Genomic DNA, 17,422 nt, shown 5'->3' on the forward strand with positions numbered 1-17,422 from the left:
TACATTTATGAATGTTATTTACTAAATATTCAAAACGAGTTCTCCCTATAAATATTACAAAAAGAAATAATAAGGTATCACTCTTATTTTCATTGACTACGACCGGCTGATTCATCTGTTTTCTCAGACAAGTCAGCCAGGCGCAGTGTATCACCAGAAGTGATGCTACTTCTAATGGAAATGGCTCGAGCCAATACTGACAAGAGCAATCACCACAACTACAAAGGCAATAATCTTATCCATCTTGGTCCCTCAGAAGGATCACTCAACACCGGTTTGATTTTATAATAGCATTCTTTCCTGTTCAAAAACATTTTTATTTATTATTAAAAAAGCAGAATATTCATCCCACATTCATTTATCTATTATTACTCTATCTTTAATTATTCTTAATTAAAGATTTTTGATTCTTGCATAAGTTTTTTTGACCAAAAAGCCTGCGACCGCCCAAATCCTAAGATTCAGACGGTCGCGTAGCTCCCGAAGGAACTACCAGTGTTCAGTCAGAGAGCCAGAGGAGGAAAACACCAACAATAAAGCTGATGACACAGCATCCTCCAAAGAACCTTCCAGTCCATCGAAAGACCATGCTGAGACGAGGCTTCTTCTTCTCCATCCATTGCCCCACTTGGAGGGTGGCAATCAACGGGAAAAGCAAGAGGGCTCCCATCGTGAAACATATCTTCGACGCTGGCATTTGGGAGAACTGTTCTATGAGTCCCACACTTATCCCTCTCGAGTCGACAACACTGTGGATACATTTTATCATGTAAGGGGATATTTGCGTACATTACAGCATGCCATTCTTCTTCATGTTGTGATACTATATAAGAGCTAGCTCGGCCCCTGACACAGAAGGGAAAAAGATGGTATTTTGGAGCACTGGTTCGGAGGAGGAGGCAGAGCCTTCTCTGACCCCCGAACAGCAGGCGTCTGTAGACCAGGCCAAGGCTGATCAGTCTGCAAAGGCTGAAGTTCTGGGCAACAATCCAAACCCCGACTCGACACAGTCATAGCACTGCCGAGCACAAAGACCGACTGGATTTCATCTCAGATGACCTCCAGTCGGTCGCTGATTTTTCACCTAGTGATGAGCATGTTCTTCACGCATGGCATCTGCTTTCGTTTTGTGCACAGTCCCAAATGGATGATTTGGCGGTGCATAGATACTATAGAGTTTGAGCGGTTTGTTTCCAGTATTAATGACGTTATGCCAAGTACCCGCAGGAACCATAATCGCATCATCATCAGCTACTCTTTTCTTGAAATATAAATTATTTTTCGTATCCCCCATGCGGACTACACCGTGCCCCTGTTCAATACGCAAAAATTGATCCACATTAGGATGAACTTCTAGACCGATATCTTCACCGACATGGATACTCATCAAAGTAACCTGCAAATGTTTTCCCGTCCACAAAGCTGTACGAAAGGTACGATTTTGCTTTGCTGCCTTGTTGATATTTACAACAAATGGTTTTGAGCCATAATCCTTTAATGGAATAGCGTTTGTATAAAAATCAGAGTAATCATCGTTAACATAAGAAGTATTCCAATAATCATAACTTTCATCATCATACATCGGTATACTCACTGGATAAGGATAAGAGTATGGATGTAGATATGGATGATAATTCATTTCCCTCGTTCCCTTCATAGCTTTTATACCTCAACTTATGCACGATTCTCTGGGAGGGTGCCTATTCATGGTACTACTACTACCTCTTCCACATTTCTTCTTATTCATTTTTATAACAAAAAAATCCAAGATTCGATTTATTCTGACAGGATTTTGTGACCTTAAAAAGAATACATATAGAGAAAGGATGAAACTTGTATGCCAGAAAAAATGATTGGTGATATAGTCAATCAATTTCTAAAGATCTCCAGATGCACTCACAATTTGATTACTGATTTAAAACATATCACTACTCGACTCACAACAACGAATGAACAAATTATGGAGCAACTTATCGAATTACAAAAGGGACAAATCCACATCCTAGAGACTATTTCTCAAATCCAAAAAGAAAAAGGAAAGAGGTAATTCTTTGTCCACATCTTTGTGGGCTTTTTTTCTTACATTATGTTCAATTATTTTACTTGAGAGATTCCATTAACAATTTGAGTCAGTGCTTCCCTGATTGATGTAACAGGACGACCAAGTAATTTTTCTAGATCATTGCTTTCTTTCTCTAATTCACCATCTCTAATCCCTTTTTGCATGTTAACGAGCATGGAAATATAGGACTTGGGTACCCCTGCATCTTTCATAATATCAGCATAGGCAGCATCATCTACTTGTCTTACAGATACTTTTTTCCCTAACACTGTCCCAAGAACAGATACTAACTCCTCTTGAGTCATCAGTTTACCGGAAAGTTCGTAAACTATATTCTCGTGTCCAATCCCGGTCAATACGGTTGCTGCTGCCTCCGCATAATCTTGTTGAAGTGCCCATCCTACTTTCCCTGTTCCTGTAGATGTTACCCAAGGCGCACCTGCCATCACTCCTTGTATACTCCCAATTTCATTTTCTAAATACCAATTGTTTCGTAAAAATGAGTAGGGAATACCCGATTCCAAAATTGCTTCTTCTCTAGCTCGATGGGATGAGGCAAGAAATAAGTTACTTTCACTTGCATTTGTTACACTAGTGTAAGCAATAAATTTCACTTGAGCATGCTCAGCAGCAGCTACAGCATTCATATGTTGTCTCAAGATTGTCACATCATCGCCAGCCGTAGATATAAGCAAAAGTCGATCAATGCCTGAAAAAGCAGAATCTAATGTTTCTGGTTGATCAAAATCTCCATGTCGAATTTCTACTCCTCGAGCTCGCAATGCTTCCGCTTTCTCTGGATTCCGAACACTAACAGCTATTTGACTCGCTGGAACAGTTTTTAATAACGTTTCTACAACTTTTGACCCTAGTTTCCCAGTTGCACCCGTGACTAATATTTTCATTTTCATTTCCTCCAATATATTTTTATGAAATTCTAGATGAACATCAAATGCATTTGCATGTCTGAGTACAGATATATAGTATATCTAGTAGTACTAAATATAAAAGTAGGTATTTTTTTATTACATAGTTCTAAAAATAATACCATGGTGTAAAGAAAGGGGGAGATACAATGGCTCGATTTAAATTCCAAATAGAAACGCCTCCTGAAGAACAAGAAGAAGTATGTCCGCTCACACTTACCCAAAATGTAATTGCTGGGAGATGGAAAATTATTATTTTATGGCATTTAAGTAAGCAAACGAGAAGATTTAACGAACTTCAAAGGTTGTTAACGGGCATTTCAAAAGGTATATTAACAAGGCAGTTGAGAGAATTAGAAGAAGATGGGCTGATTCACAGAGAAGTGTTTAAAGAAGTGCCTCCAAAAGTAGAATACTCACTAACACCAGATGGAAAAAGCTTTATCCCAGCACTGGACATGATGAAGGAATGGGGTAAAAAATATATGGAGAAAAAACTAAAGGAACACAAATACCTCACACCAAACCAATAAAACGAACTACATGCTGACTCAACTAGATATAAGAAAAAATCCTCACCAGTTATAACTAGTGAGGATTTGAGAATGAAGAAATGCAAAATAAAAAAGCCTAATCCTTGGCTTTCGATTTCTGTTCTTCTCTTCATTGATGAAACTGTTTTCGATAACGTGCATAAGGGAAGCTGCATACTTTTAGCGCCCATATCATTGCAAATGTCCAAATCCATGCAAACAGGTATAACCACAGCGTAAACAACAAAAGCCAGATCAAGTGGATATAGATAAAATTCATGATTTATCCAAACGTTTTCCCCTTTATTCATTTGGCTTATGAATCTTATTTTGAGGATTCGTTAAATATGCATTGAACTGTGCATATACACTGTGGTATCCAATGGCGAAGGCTCCGCTCACAGGATTCCAGGCCTCATAACATCGAGCAGCTCTCTTGATTTTTTCCTTTTGCGTCGCTGTAGCCGTGTACGTTGTACCTGGTCTACTCAATGCCCAATCGGAGCGAGCAATATAGAATCTTGCGTCCGTAACAATTCCCTCGTTATATAGTTCTAACAAAGCCTGTCCGCTGTATTTATGGGAATCGCTTGTATCATAATAACTCATTGCTTTATAGGATACTCCTGCTGTTCCGTAATTATTGACATATTCCAGCATGAGAGATTTAACCGTATCTTTGGTAACGGGTCCACCCTCTAAATCTACTGGCCGAATATGAATACTCTCAGGAGGTACCCCCAATTGACCAAGAGCAGAACAAAACTCACGGTTACGAGCTGCGGAAAACTCATCATCGGTCAGTTCCATATATCCTTCTAGATAAGGATTATGAGTAGTACCCCAATATGTGGATGTTTCATTTCCATTCAGTACATTTTGGACAAATGAGCCTTTGCCAGTCGTATATAGGACAACTATTACCTCTCGCCCTGCTGTTAAGTAGTTTAAGATATCAACTGATGCTTGTAGAGTCTCGTCATCTTGGTGAGCTATAAAAAATATTGCAGGTCCTATCATCCGACCATCCCCTTAGCTTCATTTAATTAGCAAATTCCTCATAATAAAAAGAAGCTGCGTAATGGTTAGCAAACGCTGCTTCTTCTTTTGTTTTGTAATAACCTAAACATTTTTGTTTACCTTTGAAAGTGATATATTCACCAAATTACTTTTCCCATTTGTCATATGATACACCTTTTAACCAGAAATATTTGTATGAAGTACAACCTATTCATTGTATTCTGTGATCGATTTGCTTTTCTTAGATTATATCGTCGATTGTCTAATTTATTACCATTAATATGATCAATTTATTTTAGAATCATCTACACCAATTATAGCTCGATGCATCTCCTGAAATCGCTTCATTGCTCACTACTAAAACCAATTAGACAATTTGCAATTATTAGGAGATAATACAAGTAGGTAACTACCTAATATCCTCAAATTGGAGGTACTCCTATTGCAGAGTGTTTGGAAAAAGTTTTGGATTGTAACTATTTTTTTTAGTTTTCTCTTTCCAGTTTTCAACACTGTTAAAACAGATGCAGCAAATGATCATCTTGTTACTTACTTTCAAGCTTACAACCAGTTTTATGTATCAGTTGAGGCAAATGGAAGTATTACTGTTACTTCAAAAAAAGTAGGTAAATCAGAGCAATTTGAAGTAATCGTGGTGAATGAGAAGTATCATGCCTTTCGTTCTGTTTCCAACGGGAAATACCTCTCGGTAAATTCTAAAGGGATTCTTTCTGCAACTGCAAAAAGAATTGGAGAAAATGAAGAATTCATTGCTAATAAAAATTGGGACTTTACTATGTCCTTGAAATCCAGATTAACTTGCAGATGGGTTACTGTAACAGATGAAAAACTGCTGGCTAATAAAATATTTATTGGAAAAAAGGAAAAATTCAATGTAGTTTATTAAAAAAATCTGTGGTTAGGGAAATCCCTTAACCGCAGATTTTTTTAATCTTAATAAGTCCTATCATTACACGAAAAGCAGATTACAATTACTGGGAGGCGATGACATGGAACCTTTTGCAATAAATGATATCTGGTATGGTCCAAGAGTGGTCCTGATATTTTGTCACGATATCGCTGGTTTGTTGTGCATTGCACATACATGAGCGATCTTCCGTGCGATGCCTAAGAAGAAACCTTTAAAGTTGAAGATCTATGTCATTTAAAGTCCCATTCAATATTTATCTGATTTTCTCCGCCAACTCTAAAATAATTCCCTCTGGACCACGAACGTAGCATAACTTATAATTTTCTTCATATTGCTGTATCTCACTAAAGATTTCCGTGCCCTTCTTTTTCAATTTTGCAACAATAGCTTCAATATCTTCAACAGCAAAGCAAATATGACGGATACCCAGCGTATTTGCAAAAGGTTGCTGAATATCCTTTTCATCTGACGGCGAATAAAATTTAACCAGCTCTATCCATGCCTGACCATCTGGCATCCTCAATCCTACACATGCCGTTTTAACATCATTAAGCCCAACTATTCTGTCCAACAATTCTCCATCCAATTCCCATTCCGCCTGCACTTCAAGTCCTAAATCAAGAAAAAACGCTTTAGCCTCTGAAAGATCATTTACGTTTATACTCACATGATCTATTCTATTGATCTTCATATCTCATACCTCCTATGTTCCATATTGAAGGATTTCCCTGTTTCATCGAAATACTGTCTAGCTCGACAGGCTACTTCTTTATCAACGAAACAGCCTGAACTGAGGTACGTGCCTCCATAATACGAAATGATATGGAGAAAAATGGAGGAAAGTAATGCTCATTTTCCAATAGAGAAATTTCAAAAATCACTTTACAATTTTGCGAAAAAATGTATTAGCATTGTTAGAGATTACTCATATAGGCTAATTTCCATATTGGATACAAGTCTTGTATTCACCTCTTAATTGTCCATTCATAATAGTTGATGTATTTAGAGATTTAAAAAAAGGATAGAATGTACACTGCTTGCTGGGCGAACAAAACAAAAACCTCAATATCTTCTGAATATAACAGAAAATATTGAGGTTTTATTTAGGTTGGATTTACATCCACATTAGCAGTGGTTAAGCTGGATGTGGAAGTGTAACCAGTATATCCAGAATTATAAAGTCTTATATAATAATAGGAACCAGATACTGCGCTAGAATAATAAAAATAGTTTTCTTTTCTAGTACTTTTTGAACAGTATACTTTTTGTGTGGCACGAAGACTCCATTGCCCATTAATCTTACGATATAGATTCATGGTTTGGTAGTTTCCTTTTGAATTTTTACAATCGACATAAACCCCCAAACCACCTTTAGAATATTTAAATACAGGAGTATCATCATACATTCTAAATGAGCTATCATAAAGTCTGTAATAAAATGCATATGCGTCATTCACAGGTAACAATGCGCTGACCAAGGCAATAAACGACAAAACGACAAAACGACAAAAGCAAGCGATTTCTTTAAGTGAAACCTAGCTAACATTTGCCATAACCTCCTTTGGCCTAATAATCTATTTTGTATAAATAGTATACTTATAAACAACATTTAATACAAATGGAATTTTTCGCATTTAATTATTATTTATATAATAAAAAAGAATGATTTTACAAAGAGGCTTCATAATGTTGCACTCCGCTTCCCTGAATTTATTGCATAGTAAGATATATCTAGAATTCTAAAACTATTAAGGTCATAAATGTTTATGTTCCCATTGATTTTCCTCATCACTGATATTTATTTAAAGTATATTTACGTTTTGAATCAGCTTGCCAAAATTCAATTTCATCAGCAAACACTCCATACAACTTCCAGTTTTGTGATGTAGTATCAGGTTCTTGTTGAATTAGCTTCTTTTTCAGCAATAAAGTTTCCTCTAGGTAATTTGGATCAATTAATTCTTCATTCTGCCTCCCTATTAAAACTATCGTCCGCACATCTACGGATCTTTCTAGAAAATCTTTTTTACTAGCTCAATCCCCATGTCATAGTTGATCTCACACTCCGCTTCCGCCTTCCCATCAGCTTTTACACCTTTGACATAGCCATTGGTGTGACCCTCGACGTAACCGAAGGTATAGCCCTCTTGGTAGCCATCCTCATGACCATTGGAGTAACCCCTCAGGTAACTCTCCTTTTCCTTGAGGCGCTCAGTGTTGTTCTTTCCCATTTCTATAAACAGGAAATACGAGCATATGTGTGGAATGAATATACACATATAGAAAATATGTTCTGGTGGTGTGGAGATATGTATGCCAAAATGATGAGTGCTAGTGTTCTTGGAGTGGATGGGTTTCTAGTGGAAGTTGAAGTAGATATCAGCAACGGTTTACCGATGTTTGATATTGTTGGGCTGCCTGACTCTGCGGTAAGAGAAGCAAAAGAGAGAGTAAGAGTAGCGATTCGAAATAGCCATGCTAACTTTCCCCTGCAACGGATTACTACTAATCTAGCACCAGCAGATATAAAAAAAGAAGGTTCTATCTTTGACCTAGCAATCGCCCTGGGTGTGATTGTGGCGAGTGGACAAGGTGAGATTCCTAATTTTAATCAATATCTCATTGTAGGAGAACTGGCTTTAGATGGTACGCTGCGTCCTTTATCTGGAGTTCTACCCATGGTTATGGCAGCAAAAGAAAAAGGCTTAACAAAAGTAGTACTCCCTCGTCAAAACGCTAATGAGGCAAAACTAGTTAGTGGCATGGAAGTTATTCCTGTAGAAAACTTACAACAAGCAATGTTGTACTTCAAAGGGGAATGGAAGCCAGAACCACTGCCGATGGAAGAAACAGTAAACACTTACCTTTCATTACTAGATTTAGCAGATGTACAAGGTCAAATACATGTAAAGCGAGCAATGGAAGTAGCAGCTGCAGGTTCACACAACTTGCTCCTCATCGGTCCACCAGGATCTGGGAAGACCATGTTAGCTCGAAGAATCTCCTCCATTCTGCCAAACATGGATATTCAGGAATCATTGGAAGTTACCAAGATTTGCAGTATAGCAGGTCTTATTCAAGATAGGGGAAGGTTGATATCGGAACGTCCCTTTCGCTCCCCTCACCACACCATTTCCCAGGCAGGTCTTGTAGGGGGAGGAGCAATTCCGAAACCAGGGGAAGTAAGTTTGGCCCATCGTGGAGTATTATTTCTCGATGAGCTTCCGGAGTTCTCTAAATCTTCCTTAGAAGTTTTACGTCAGCCATTGGAAGACCGAGAAGTTACCTTGGGAAGAGCACGGGCGGTCCTCACTTTTCCAGCAGAATTTGTGCTCGTGGGATCGATGAATCCATGTCCATGTATATAAGTACTTTGGGTATTTATATAGTCAATTTCGGTAATTTTAAGAAATGAAATTCGATTTCTATTTCAGCTTTTTTTCTTGCACGTTGTTTTGCTTGAGTTACTTTTCCTTCTTCATCGAATACAGTGTGAACTGTAATGCTTTTTATTAGTGTTCGTACAATTTCTTTTCTTTCATCTTGTGTAATATCTTGATTCAATTTTTGTCTTAATGATTCTAATAGAGTCTCCACTGATTTGAAACCTTTAAATTTGTTTTGTTCTATTTCTTGGAGTACAGTTATCTCTTCGATTTTTTTAGTAAGTCCTTCTTTTTCCAATGAGATTTTTGCGAATTGATTTTCTACATCATTGCTACTTATTAGCTTTTTACGAAATAAATCTAAGATGCTTTCTCTTTCATTTTCTAACTCATCTAATTGTTTTTGTAGTATATTGAGATCAGTTGACCAATTCTTTTCTTGTTTCTGATCTAATGTAGCTGATAGTTCCTTAAGAACTTTTCCAGGTTCTGCAACAAAGGAAACACAATAATCCCAAATTAAATTTTCTAGCCAAACACCGTTTACATTTTTAGCTTCACATCGGTTTGTTCTTTGTTTTACATAGTTGACTTTACCACCGCACTGATAGTACATTTTTTGTTTTTCATTCTCGCTTTTATAGAAAACTCCATGATAATTCCTTCCACAGATTGAGCACTTTATTAGTCCAGTAAGTAGATAATTTCTAATACCATTTTTTTGTGTGAAGATTCGATTTTCCTTTAATGTTTTCTGGGCATTTTCCCACAATTCTTCTGATACTATTGCTGGTACCTCTCTAGTTATAATATCTCTTTGTTTAGTTGAACGTTGACCGTAATGATGAATTCCCATATACGTAGTATTTGTGATGATAGTACGAATTCTACCTGGATGCCAAATTCCTATGGTATTCGATTTCCTCTTGTTTTTAACGACTTTTCTACCATCTCTTTTATAATGGGGTGGAACTCCAAGTGAATTTAAGTGGTCACTGACTTTAATTGTGGACCATCCTTTTTCACCAACTAATTGAAATATCATCTCAATTACTTCCTTTTCAGTAATTCCCCAATAAGATGGATCGTCATTGATTTGAAGGTAGCTATCTTCGACTCGATAACCATAGGGGACTATTCCTCCTATCCATTTTCCTTCTCGTGCTGCGCGATTAGCTCCATACCATAATCTTTCTAAAATTGTTTCCCTTTCTAAGTCGGCTACACCAGCTAGCATGGTCAGTAGAAATCTACCACTAGGATCTCCTGTATCAAAAGGTTCTGTCATACTCTTGACTTTTACACCATATCCTTCAAGCTCATGGACTGCATTTAAGATGATTCGTGCAGATCTCCCAAATCGATCCAATTTATAAATAAGCAGGAGATCAAATTTCCCTAACTTCGCATCCTTTAATAACTTAGAACCATAATCACGTTCTTCAAGCGGTAATGTTCCAGATACACCGTCATCTTTATACCATTCCACTACTTCTAACTGATGTAGATCACAGTATTTTTTGGCGAATTCGATTTGGTTTTCAATAGTACCACGTTCTTGTTGATCATCAGAAGACACTCTTGCATAAATTGCTACTTTGATAAAATCACCACTCTTCTAAATATTAGGTAAATATAGTTTAACACAAAATATTCATGTGTGTACATTGGTTATCATTTTTTAATTCATGGCATCTAACAAAAAAGGAGAGAAATGATTATTTATGATTACAAAACAGAGGTACATTATGACAATCATTTCGAATACAAGGGGTCATAGAACGTTTTGAAATATTTCGGAATACAGGAGGGAAGGGGAGTATTATAAATCATCCAATAATAGCACATACTCCCCGAAATATTTAACCTATCAATCGACTCCTTTGGTATAATAGCCCATCCATGTATCAAAAGAGGGAAACTCCTTGCTAATATGTCACATTTGGCAAGGGGATTCCTTTATTCCGTTCTCATAATCGCTTTTAATATCTGATAAGTTACTTGAGGAACAATACTATTTCCCAATGCTTTTAGCCTCTCCTTACGATTTTTTACACCTTCTGCAACTCTTGGTGGTTCAAATCCATGCTGAGGTTGACCATAATAAGCTGGCCACTGATTTAATCTATATTGGTCCAACCAATCGGGTAACCCATCAAGCATTCCACCCAATCCGGATTGATTGATCCTTTTTGATTCGATTTGATCAATGCCCCTGGTATTAAATCCCTCTCTTTCTGTGATGGAGGTAATGTTGCATTCTTGCTGTCTTGTGCTGTTGGTGTTGGCCACATCTTCTTTTTCCAGTTGTAAATATCCGTTCTTAGTGACTTTCCTTGACCACCTCCATGACTGCCCACTGCATCCGCTGCGTTTGGAGTAGCCCACAACGAAGACTCTTTCTCTTTTGTGCGGCGCACCGACTGCTGCAGCTGGAATAACAAATGTCCTTGTTTCGTAGTCCTCGTTTTCCAAATCATTGACAATGAGATCGAGGGCCAATTTGATAAATCCAGTAACGTTTTCGACAAGTACCCAAGTGGGTCTAACTTCCTGTATAAGTCGGTACATTTCAGGCCATAAGTGCCGTTCATCTTCTGTTCCAAGCTGTTTTCCTGATACGGAGAAGGGCTGGCATGGTATGCCACCGCAAATAAGTCTAATTGGATCGCTGCCATCCATAACACCATCCTTTTCTAGTTGTTCACGTGTTAGCCTAGTTACATCTTCATAAATCGGAACACTAGGAAAATTTTTATGGAGCACCTTTTGACAAAACGGATCAATCTCGCAAAAAGCTGCTGTTGTCATTCCCGCCCAATGTTCAGAGAGGGCGAATCCCCCTATACCAGAAAAGAGATCAAGCACTTTCATGATGCTCACCCCTTGATCTGCCCACTGTATCTGTGTACAATGGACTTTGAAATTTCCTTAAATTTCACCACATTTTAGATTAAAGCCCGCTCACCTTAGCTGGGCTTATTTTTGTCTAGAACCCATTCCCACTATTCCGCCTTTTCTCTTACCAATGACCCCTTTTCTCGCTCTGTCAATCGCAAGTAATATAACCTCATCTGGATCGCGATCAAAAAGTTCTGCTATATCCATAATGTTTGTACCATTGTTCCATAGCTGATCGAACCATAACACCTCCTTTTCATCCCAAAAGAAATTCAGGTTGTCATCATCTAGGGCCATATATAGTGCTTGTGTGGTACGGATCATGTGAACTTCACCTGCAATTTTTTCAACTTTAGCCACCTAGATCGCTCCTTTCTGCATAGCCATCAATCGTTGTTGTGCTTTGTACTTTCTGTAGGAACCAGCATGCACAGGTAAAGGCAATGTGCTACCCATTAACCTATCGAATAAGCGTCCATCTGGATCGAGTGGTTTTCCAACCTTATCTACTGCAAACCATCTTTCAAGACGATCTAAGTCCAGATTACTGGTGAAATTGGTTAACTTTCCTTTTCTGCCATTTAAGATTTGGAACAAGATTTTGAATTCATATTCGGTCAAAGGGGCTAGTCCCATTTCATCCAGTGTTAGAAGTTCACATTTTATTGCTGCTTGTATATAATCCTGATCGCTTTTTTTATCATCTTTGAATGTACTCTTCGCAAGTCCAAACAGTTGAGTCACATCGATGTAAACAGATGCATAACCCTGTTGGATAAGCTCCTTATGGATGGATGCTGCTAAGTGGCTTTTTCCAGTTCCAACTGAACCAAATAAATAAAGGCCATATTCTTGTGATTCAAAGTCTGATACAAACTTTCTAGTAACTTGATATGCACTCTGCAATTCTGGTCGTTTAACGAAAGTATCAAAGCTGGCGTTTTTTAACTCCTCATCTATTAACCCCTCACCGTAAATGCGTTTAACCTTTTCCCGTTCAGCGGCTAACTCTCGTTCCCTGTGCTCAGCAAGCTCTTTCTCTTTGATGCAGTTGCATACAGGAAGAGGGCGAATAATCTTATCTAAAACATGTAACTCCAACCGTCGAATCTCTTTTCTACATATCAAGCAACAATGAGCGGAATTCATTTCATCCACGGTAGACGAGATGATCCCATTTTCCATTTGTCTGTTCAGTGGATTGGGTATTTGATCCAGAGCTTTGTGAAAATCCATCATAGTTTTTTGCCCCTTGTTGTTTGTTATGGAAAGGAATTACTTTCTGTTGTTGCGGTTTTGGTGTTTCATTCATCCATTGTTCAACCATGTCAGCATTACGACAGATAAATTCTATATGTGCATAAAATTTGTTGTTATTTTGGGATTGCCCACAATGGTAATCAGATTTACGAATGTTACTTATTGCAAGCTTGATATCATCTACAGAGAATAGAAACTCTCTTTTCTTCTCTGGATGCAATTCTTTTAGCCTTGATGCAATTGCTTTTCTACGATTTTTAGTCAGTGTAAGTCTTGAAAAAAAACCATCAAAGGTTTGCAAATAATGATTCCAAATATCTTTAACTTGTTCATCAAGGATATTAGAAGCGTTAGCTTCGGCTCTCTTTTCTTCTTCTTTTTCTTTTTCTTTTTCTTTTTCTTTTTCTTTTTGTCCACTTGTCGTGGGTCGTGTCGTTGACGTATCGTGTGACGTATCGTCTAACTGCGCTAAATATAAGGATTTCAAACGATCATTACCGACTTTTTGAGCAACCAAATGAATCAAATTTTTATCTTTTACTTCCTGTAGTTCTTTTCTCATGCAATCCTCAACTGGTTTTCCTCCACGATTAAGGTTGTATTTCCCCCAATTGAGTAAAGCGATTTCCCTTGTTTTTTGGTTGTATTTGATAACTTGATGATGTTTTTCAAACCGATCTACCAGAGCGTTAGCACTTTCGAGAGAATACCCCATATCAAAAGCCATTTTCTTTTTTGTGATTGGGTAAATTCCTATTTGTGTTGTATTTGGATTAGTGAGCAAGTAGAGATAAAAAAACTTATCCTCTGGAGTCATTTCCTCAACTACTTTTGAATCTTCCCAAAATGAAACATGCACGTGTCTATATACTGCCAAATGCTTCCCCTCCTAGTTGTAATCGGATGGCCGAAGCCACCCGATTTATATGTGCTTGCCAAGTTTCGATAAAATACCTCTCGCTTGGATCTCAATTGTTTTTCTTTTCAGTGATATAGCTAATACCAAGAGCTTTTTATGCAGATTCCTTCTCATTTTTGGTCTGGGGATTACTGTTTAACACTATCAGTAGTGCTTCCAGACATTTATCCATATCAGGAGTACATTTAATTTTAACCGTAGCAATTCCGCCTGGAAGATTCTGAGTTATAACATGCTCTTTGTTGTTCATTTAGAATTGTCTCCTTTTCAGAGACTTCGCAGCATGATAAAATGATCCTTGCTGAGGGGATTTCGCCATGTGCGGAGTCCTTTTTTGTTTTACCAACCTTTTTTGAACCAGATCGCAATGTCACCTGTTTCTTCTGAATCATAAACATCGTAGCTCTCAATCCCACCAGCCGTTTCACCACTATATTGTTGTTCGTGATATGCTGATTTTTCGATACAACGCGATTACAGCAGGGTTCTTACGTTCAAATTCTTTGCTCTGCAGAAAAGGAACACCTAATTCCTGCTCCATTTCGGTCATTAGTTCTGCGTATCCCTTGTCTTTCTCATAGTCCGTTAAATCAGAATGAAGGATTTCTTCGTAAGCTTGATTGATTGTACTTAGCTTGGACATTATTCCAACTCCTCTGGCAGCAATGCCGACTGTTATACTTCGACTACCTTTTGACATTTAAATTTACTATGTTTCTGTTCAACATCCGACTCGATTTCACTTTCCGACATATCCTCATGCGAATCATAATTATAATGAAGCGTGGTGGTGAATCCAGTTTCTTTGTGTTCGATTATTGCATCATACTTTGGGTACTTTTTCATTCAATCGCTCCTCTGGCAACCGCACCGCCTGTTTTTTTGTTTTGAAAATATTAATACTCTGATGGTTCACGGCGACCCATGTGATCACCTCGCCTACCATGAAAGTGTCTCTTGTTAACTAAATAGACCAAGTACATCATCTCCGTCGATCCAGCCGTAAAAGTAATCATCAGGAGATAAATACTGTTGATGTAAAAAATACCTGATGTCTGAAATGCTGGTGACTTTAGCCCGTCTACCTGTCTCGATGTCCTCAACAATCAAAATTTCATGAATGTTGTTATAATTGAAAACGATCTCTTTTATTTCCATCTTGTCTCACTCCAAAGTTGTATATATTTAACGACTGATTGGCTCTGTTGGCCAAGGCTCCATTTCGATACGATTTATCATGATTATTCTCCTTTCTGTTTGACATCAAGGGTTTTAAACGTCTTCGATTTCATCAAGACCAACTGGCTTTATATGGCCATTTGTGAAAATAATCTTGGCAGAAGAACTATCTATATCAACAATCGTTACATATTCGCCTTTGTATTTAACTCCATCACCTTTTTCCATGGGTAGCACCCCTTTACGGATAGACCTCACACATGGTAGAATTTCTTTTGCCGAGAGTCCTCTACCATGTGTTGAGGGCTTTTATTTTTTTTCAGGTTTCTGACCATGCTTCTTAACAAATTCTTCTTCTGACATAGTGCCAGCCGCCACATCTGCGATATCATCCAAGATACTGCTCAATTTCATTTTTTCACCTCCCAGCTACCATTTGAGTGTCATTCTTCTTAATCGTATAGAAAATCCCCATCTGTTTTGTAATCTCCGCCGTTGTTGTTCATTTGCTCACCTCCGATCTGGTTTATAACTTCGAGATATAGGCTTGTTGCTTTTCTATGCCTGTTTAACTCTGAGTGGGTACCTTTGATGATCGTAATTCCTTGATTTTTTGGAGGGACTGTGCTGTTGTATAACGAGTTGAATGTAGTCCCTATTGGCATCACCTTTTCAGAATTTTTTATTTGGTGTTAATAATCTAAGTATATAATTTACAAAATGTAAAATCAATTAAATATTTTACATTTTGTAAATTATATTTCCATTTCGTAAACTCCGATTCGATCTGCCATCATGCATAAAGTTTGTATAGACAGTAGGGAGGGGTTACTCCCTATCTGCTATTCACATAATTCATTTGGACATTTCACTCTGATTCTCTTATTTTGGTGAAGTTATTCGAAGTACTCGACGAACTCCTTTGAATACTCCAAACTTTAATCCTTTTCGAATCCACAATATTACTATTATCACAAGTGGTATCACAACAATAATCGCAAAAGCTAATGCTAATCCTGTCAAATAAGCAATTCCAATTAACTTCCAAAATAATGATTTCAATTTGTTGAATTTGATTTCGTATGAGCGGTTTCGAATATTAATATGAATTTCCTTGTTATCCACTATTACAAATTGTTCAGGAGTGTCTTTTAATAGAAACGCTTCGATGATTGGAGATAGGTTAAACAGTAGATAAATTACTACAACACATGTAGTAATTACGATGATCATTGCCCCAAAAGATGCTACTGATTGGTATAAACTATCTAGATATTCGGCCATTATTTTTCACCTCCTTGGAGTGGAATTTAGTGTACCTAACCTTGTACCCGAACCTGTACCCAAACGTGTACCGACGGGTGTACCTATCAATAAATATGAATAAGACCTTTTAAAATAAGGGTCAAAGCCTTCTATTTTGACCCTGACTAATTTATATATTTTCACTTATCTTTTTTTCTTCTTCTCTTTTTCCTATTGCGTGCAGCCCCGACAGGAAAAATTCTGTTTCCTCTCCTTCGACCAAGAACACCATCTCAGGTGGATCATAGGGAAGATCTTGAAATTCTAATTCTCTTTTCACCAGATTGAACCATGACTTCATATTTTCTACTCTCGAACGACTGGGAGCAATCCATACAACGGGTTTTCTCGACATGGATGAATTTCTCAGTTGTTTCATGTAAGCACGAAAATAACGGCGAATCTTTTCTTTTACTTTGATGTGGTTTTCATTCGCTGTGTCATACTCTCCCCAGCATCCATCGTCATCCACTTGAATATAGATATCAGGTTTGGGAAGTCCTTTGGTTTGCTCTCGTTTTAACTTGTGATCCTGCCACACTTCGTAGTGCATTACCTGCCAGGGATATAGAAATAATTCGGTTGCTTCATAGGTATTTAAATATTGAATTCGTTTACATGTTTCTTCCTTCCCAAGCACTTGCATGAATCGGATCAAAACATCGGTCATTCCGTTGTAGTGTTTTCGTTGTGACTCGCTTCGTTGATAATACTTGCGATCTTCCTCGATCCATCCCATCACCCATTTCCAACCTGCTGGTCCTAGTTGATACATCTTCGGACCATGATTAAATGGTGCAGTATAAGAAAGGATGTGTTTTTCCTCCAGATTCTTTCTGTTCAATCGTTTGATTGTTAAGTCGATGGTATGAACCGACTTATCCAGTAACGTTGCTAATCGGTGCCGATCCACCATACCTAGTTTGTAAAGGAGAAGCATCAGCTTCCCCCGTGTTGCTATTTTTTTATCTTTCAAAATGTCCGTGATCACTAGAAACCC

General features: G+C 37.8%; 24 protein-coding genes. 4 read left to right on the top strand and 20 right to left on the bottom strand.

Annotation, left to right across the window (positions count from 1 at the left end):
- Window positions 1-499: 499 nt before the first annotated feature.
- Together AC5WOE_RS16725 and AC5WOE_RS16730 are read right to left on the bottom strand one after the other, a co-directional pair.
- Complete coding sequence (locus AC5WOE_RS16725; RefSeq protein ID WP_496050965.1) at window positions 500-724, bottom strand: hypothetical protein; 225 nt, start codon at window positions 722-724, stop codon at window positions 500-502.
- 360 nt (window positions 725-1,084) lie between these two features.
- Window positions 1,085-1,639, bottom strand: coding sequence for a cupin domain-containing protein (locus AC5WOE_RS16730; protein WP_496050964.1), 555 nt, complete (start codon window positions 1,637-1,639; stop codon window positions 1,085-1,087).
- Between the two features lie 198 nt (window positions 1,640-1,837).
- On the opposite strand from AC5WOE_RS16730, the gene AC5WOE_RS16735 reads away from it, so the two are divergent.
- Window positions 1,838-2,047, top strand: a complete 210-nt coding sequence (locus AC5WOE_RS16735) for a hypothetical protein (protein WP_496050963.1) — start codon at window positions 1,838-1,840, stop codon at window positions 2,045-2,047.
- A 47-nt stretch (window positions 2,048-2,094) separates the two neighbouring features.
- On the opposite strand, the gene AC5WOE_RS16740 is transcribed toward AC5WOE_RS16735, so the two are convergent.
- Window positions 2,095-2,967 (bottom strand): SDR family oxidoreductase, encoded by an 873-nt coding sequence (locus tag AC5WOE_RS16740; protein ID WP_496053097.1) that lies wholly within the window; start codon window positions 2,965-2,967, stop codon window positions 2,095-2,097.
- A gap of 170 nt (window positions 2,968-3,137) precedes the next feature.
- Between AC5WOE_RS16740 and AC5WOE_RS16745 the strand changes: the two genes are divergently transcribed.
- Window positions 3,138-3,521, top strand: coding sequence for a winged helix-turn-helix transcriptional regulator (locus tag AC5WOE_RS16745; protein ID WP_496050961.1), 384 nt, complete (start codon window positions 3,138-3,140; stop codon window positions 3,519-3,521).
- Between the two features lie 130 nt (window positions 3,522-3,651).
- On the opposite strand, the gene AC5WOE_RS16750 is transcribed toward AC5WOE_RS16745, so the two are convergent.
- The 3 genes from AC5WOE_RS16750 to AC5WOE_RS16760 form a co-directional block, all read right to left on the bottom strand.
- Complete coding sequence (locus AC5WOE_RS16750; RefSeq protein WP_496050960.1) at window positions 3,652-3,801, bottom strand: hypothetical protein; 150 nt, start codon at window positions 3,799-3,801, stop codon at window positions 3,652-3,654.
- Between the two features lie 23 nt (window positions 3,802-3,824).
- A complete protein-coding gene (locus tag AC5WOE_RS16755) occupies window positions 3,825-4,541 on the bottom strand; it encodes a PIG-L family deacetylase (RefSeq protein ID WP_496050959.1) in 717 nt (238 codons plus the stop codon).
- Between the two features lie 161 nt (window positions 4,542-4,702).
- Complete coding sequence (locus AC5WOE_RS16760; protein WP_496053132.1) at window positions 4,703-4,831, bottom strand: HNH endonuclease; 129 nt, start codon at window positions 4,829-4,831, stop codon at window positions 4,703-4,705.
- Between the two features lie 152 nt (window positions 4,832-4,983).
- Between AC5WOE_RS16760 and AC5WOE_RS16765 the strand changes: the two genes are divergently transcribed.
- Window positions 4,984-5,448: a fascin domain-containing protein gene (locus AC5WOE_RS16765; RefSeq protein WP_496050958.1), complete on the top strand. Its 465-nt coding sequence runs from the start codon at window positions 4,984-4,986 to the stop codon at window positions 5,446-5,448.
- 277 nt (window positions 5,449-5,725) lie between these two features.
- Here the strand turns inward: AC5WOE_RS16765 and AC5WOE_RS16770 are convergent, their stop codons facing one another.
- Together AC5WOE_RS16770 and AC5WOE_RS16775 are read right to left on the bottom strand one after the other, a co-directional pair.
- Entirely contained in the window at window positions 5,726-6,163 is a 438-nt protein-coding gene (locus AC5WOE_RS16770; RefSeq protein WP_496053098.1) for a VOC family protein, read from the bottom strand.
- Window positions 6,164-7,260: 1,097 nt separating this feature from the next.
- On the bottom strand, window positions 7,261-7,470 hold the full coding sequence (locus AC5WOE_RS16775) for an FMN-binding protein (protein ID WP_496050955.1): 210 nt from the start codon (window positions 7,468-7,470) through the stop codon (window positions 7,261-7,263).
- Between the two features lie 164 nt (window positions 7,471-7,634).
- On the opposite strand from AC5WOE_RS16775, the gene AC5WOE_RS16780 reads away from it, so the two are divergent.
- Complete coding sequence (locus AC5WOE_RS16780) at window positions 7,635-8,840, top strand: YifB family Mg chelatase-like AAA ATPase (protein ID WP_496053099.1); 1,206 nt, start codon at window positions 7,635-7,637, stop codon at window positions 8,838-8,840.
- A 13-nt stretch (window positions 8,841-8,853) separates the two neighbouring features.
- Here AC5WOE_RS16780 and AC5WOE_RS16785 read toward each other — a convergent pair whose 3' ends face one another.
- The 12 genes from AC5WOE_RS16785 to AC5WOE_RS16840 all read right to left on the bottom strand — a co-directional run bounded on the left by AC5WOE_RS16785 (window position 8,854) and on the right by AC5WOE_RS16840 (window position 17,413).
- Complete coding sequence (locus AC5WOE_RS16785; protein ID WP_496053133.1) at window positions 8,854-10,461, bottom strand: recombinase family protein; 1,608 nt, start codon at window positions 10,459-10,461, stop codon at window positions 8,854-8,856.
- 356 nt (window positions 10,462-10,817) lie between these two features.
- Window positions 10,818-11,732 carry a DNA cytosine methyltransferase gene (locus AC5WOE_RS16790; RefSeq protein ID WP_496053100.1) on the bottom strand — a complete coding sequence of 305 codons (915 nt, stop codon included), beginning with the start codon at window positions 11,730-11,732 and terminating at the stop codon, window positions 10,818-10,820.
- A 105-nt stretch (window positions 11,733-11,837) separates the two neighbouring features.
- The gene (locus AC5WOE_RS16795; RefSeq protein WP_496053101.1) at window positions 11,838-12,119 is read right to left on the bottom strand and encodes a helix-turn-helix domain-containing protein; all 282 of its coding nucleotides are present in this window, start codon (window positions 12,117-12,119) and stop codon (window positions 11,838-11,840) included.
- Window positions 12,120-12,998, bottom strand: a complete 879-nt coding sequence (locus tag AC5WOE_RS16800) for an ATP-binding protein (RefSeq protein WP_496053102.1) — start codon at window positions 12,996-12,998, stop codon at window positions 12,120-12,122.
- A complete protein-coding gene (locus AC5WOE_RS16805; RefSeq protein WP_496053103.1) occupies window positions 12,910-13,896 on the bottom strand; it encodes a hypothetical protein in 987 nt (328 codons plus the stop codon). The genes AC5WOE_RS16800 and AC5WOE_RS16805 overlap by 89 nt, the downstream gene beginning before the upstream one ends.
- A gap of 136 nt (window positions 13,897-14,032) precedes the next feature.
- On the bottom strand, window positions 14,033-14,188 hold the full coding sequence (locus tag AC5WOE_RS16810; protein WP_496053104.1) for a hypothetical protein: 156 nt from the start codon (window positions 14,186-14,188) through the stop codon (window positions 14,033-14,035).
- A gap of 180 nt (window positions 14,189-14,368) precedes the next feature.
- Window positions 14,369-14,581: a hypothetical protein gene (locus AC5WOE_RS16815; protein WP_496053105.1), complete on the bottom strand. Its 213-nt coding sequence runs from the start codon at window positions 14,579-14,581 to the stop codon at window positions 14,369-14,371.
- Between the two features lie 32 nt (window positions 14,582-14,613).
- The gene (locus AC5WOE_RS16820) at window positions 14,614-14,784 is read right to left on the bottom strand and encodes a hypothetical protein (protein WP_496053106.1); all 171 of its coding nucleotides are present in this window, start codon (window positions 14,782-14,784) and stop codon (window positions 14,614-14,616) included.
- Window positions 14,785-14,898: 114 nt separating this feature from the next.
- Complete coding sequence (locus AC5WOE_RS16825) at window positions 14,899-15,096, bottom strand: hypothetical protein (RefSeq protein ID WP_496053107.1); 198 nt, start codon at window positions 15,094-15,096, stop codon at window positions 14,899-14,901.
- Window positions 15,097-15,210: 114 nt separating this feature from the next.
- Window positions 15,211-15,345 (bottom strand): hypothetical protein, encoded by a 135-nt coding sequence (locus AC5WOE_RS16830; RefSeq protein WP_496053108.1) that lies wholly within the window; start codon window positions 15,343-15,345, stop codon window positions 15,211-15,213.
- A 654-nt stretch (window positions 15,346-15,999) separates the two neighbouring features.
- Complete coding sequence (locus AC5WOE_RS16835) at window positions 16,000-16,401, bottom strand: hypothetical protein (RefSeq protein WP_496053109.1); 402 nt, start codon at window positions 16,399-16,401, stop codon at window positions 16,000-16,002.
- A gap of 151 nt (window positions 16,402-16,552) precedes the next feature.
- Entirely contained in the window at window positions 16,553-17,413 is an 861-nt protein-coding gene (locus AC5WOE_RS16840; RefSeq protein WP_496053110.1) for a replication-relaxation family protein, read from the bottom strand.
- Window positions 17,414-17,422 lie beyond the last annotated feature (9 nt).

It is taken from the genome of Shimazuella sp. NTD248 (assembly GCF_059510395.1).

Bases quoted from the DNA above. Each gene is read 5' to 3' on its own strand.
- AC5WOE_RS16730 (WP_496050964.1), bottom strand. From the start codon at position 1,639: ATGAATTATCATCCATATCTACATCCATACTCTTATCCTTATCCAGTG.
- AC5WOE_RS16735 (WP_496050963.1), top strand. From the start codon at position 1,838: ATGCCAGAAAAAATGATTGGTGATATAGTCAATCAATTTCTAAAGATC.
- AC5WOE_RS16740 (WP_496053097.1), bottom strand. From the start codon at position 2,967: ATGAAAATATTAGTCACGGGTGCAACTGGGAAACTAGGGTCAAAAGTT.
- AC5WOE_RS16745 (WP_496050961.1), top strand. From the start codon at position 3,138: ATGGCTCGATTTAAATTCCAAATAGAAACGCCTCCTGAAGAACAAGAA.
- AC5WOE_RS16750 (WP_496050960.1), bottom strand. From the start codon at position 3,801: ATGAATTTTATCTATATCCACTTGATCTGGCTTTTGTTGTTTACGCTG.
- AC5WOE_RS16755 (WP_496050959.1), bottom strand. From the start codon at position 4,541: ATGATAGGACCTGCAATATTTTTTATAGCTCACCAAGATGACGAGACT.
- AC5WOE_RS16770 (WP_496053098.1), bottom strand. From the start codon at position 6,163: ATGAAGATCAATAGAATAGATCATGTGAGTATAAACGTAAATGATCTT.
- AC5WOE_RS16780 (WP_496053099.1), top strand. From the start codon at position 7,635: ATGACCATTGGAGTAACCCCTCAGGTAACTCTCCTTTTCCTTGAGGCG.
- AC5WOE_RS16790 (WP_496053100.1), bottom strand. From the start codon at position 11,732: ATGAAAGTGCTTGATCTCTTTTCTGGTATAGGGGGATTCGCCCTCTCT.
- AC5WOE_RS16800 (WP_496053102.1), bottom strand. From the start codon at position 12,998: ATGATGGATTTTCACAAAGCTCTGGATCAAATACCCAATCCACTGAAC.
- AC5WOE_RS16810 (WP_496053104.1), bottom strand. From the start codon at position 14,188: ATGAACAACAAAGAGCATGTTATAACTCAGAATCTTCCAGGCGGAATT.
- AC5WOE_RS16815 (WP_496053105.1), bottom strand. From the start codon at position 14,581: ATGTCCAAGCTAAGTACAATCAATCAAGCTTACGAAGAAATCCTTCAT.
- AC5WOE_RS16820 (WP_496053106.1), bottom strand. From the start codon at position 14,784: ATGAAAAAGTACCCAAAGTATGATGCAATAATCGAACACAAAGAAACT.
- AC5WOE_RS16825 (WP_496053107.1), bottom strand. From the start codon at position 15,096: ATGGAAATAAAAGAGATCGTTTTCAATTATAACAACATTCATGAAATT.
- AC5WOE_RS16830 (WP_496053108.1), bottom strand. From the start codon at position 15,345: ATGGAAAAAGGTGATGGAGTTAAATACAAAGGCGAATATGTAACGATT.
- AC5WOE_RS16835 (WP_496053109.1), bottom strand. From the start codon at position 16,401: ATGGCCGAATATCTAGATAGTTTATACCAATCAGTAGCATCTTTTGGG.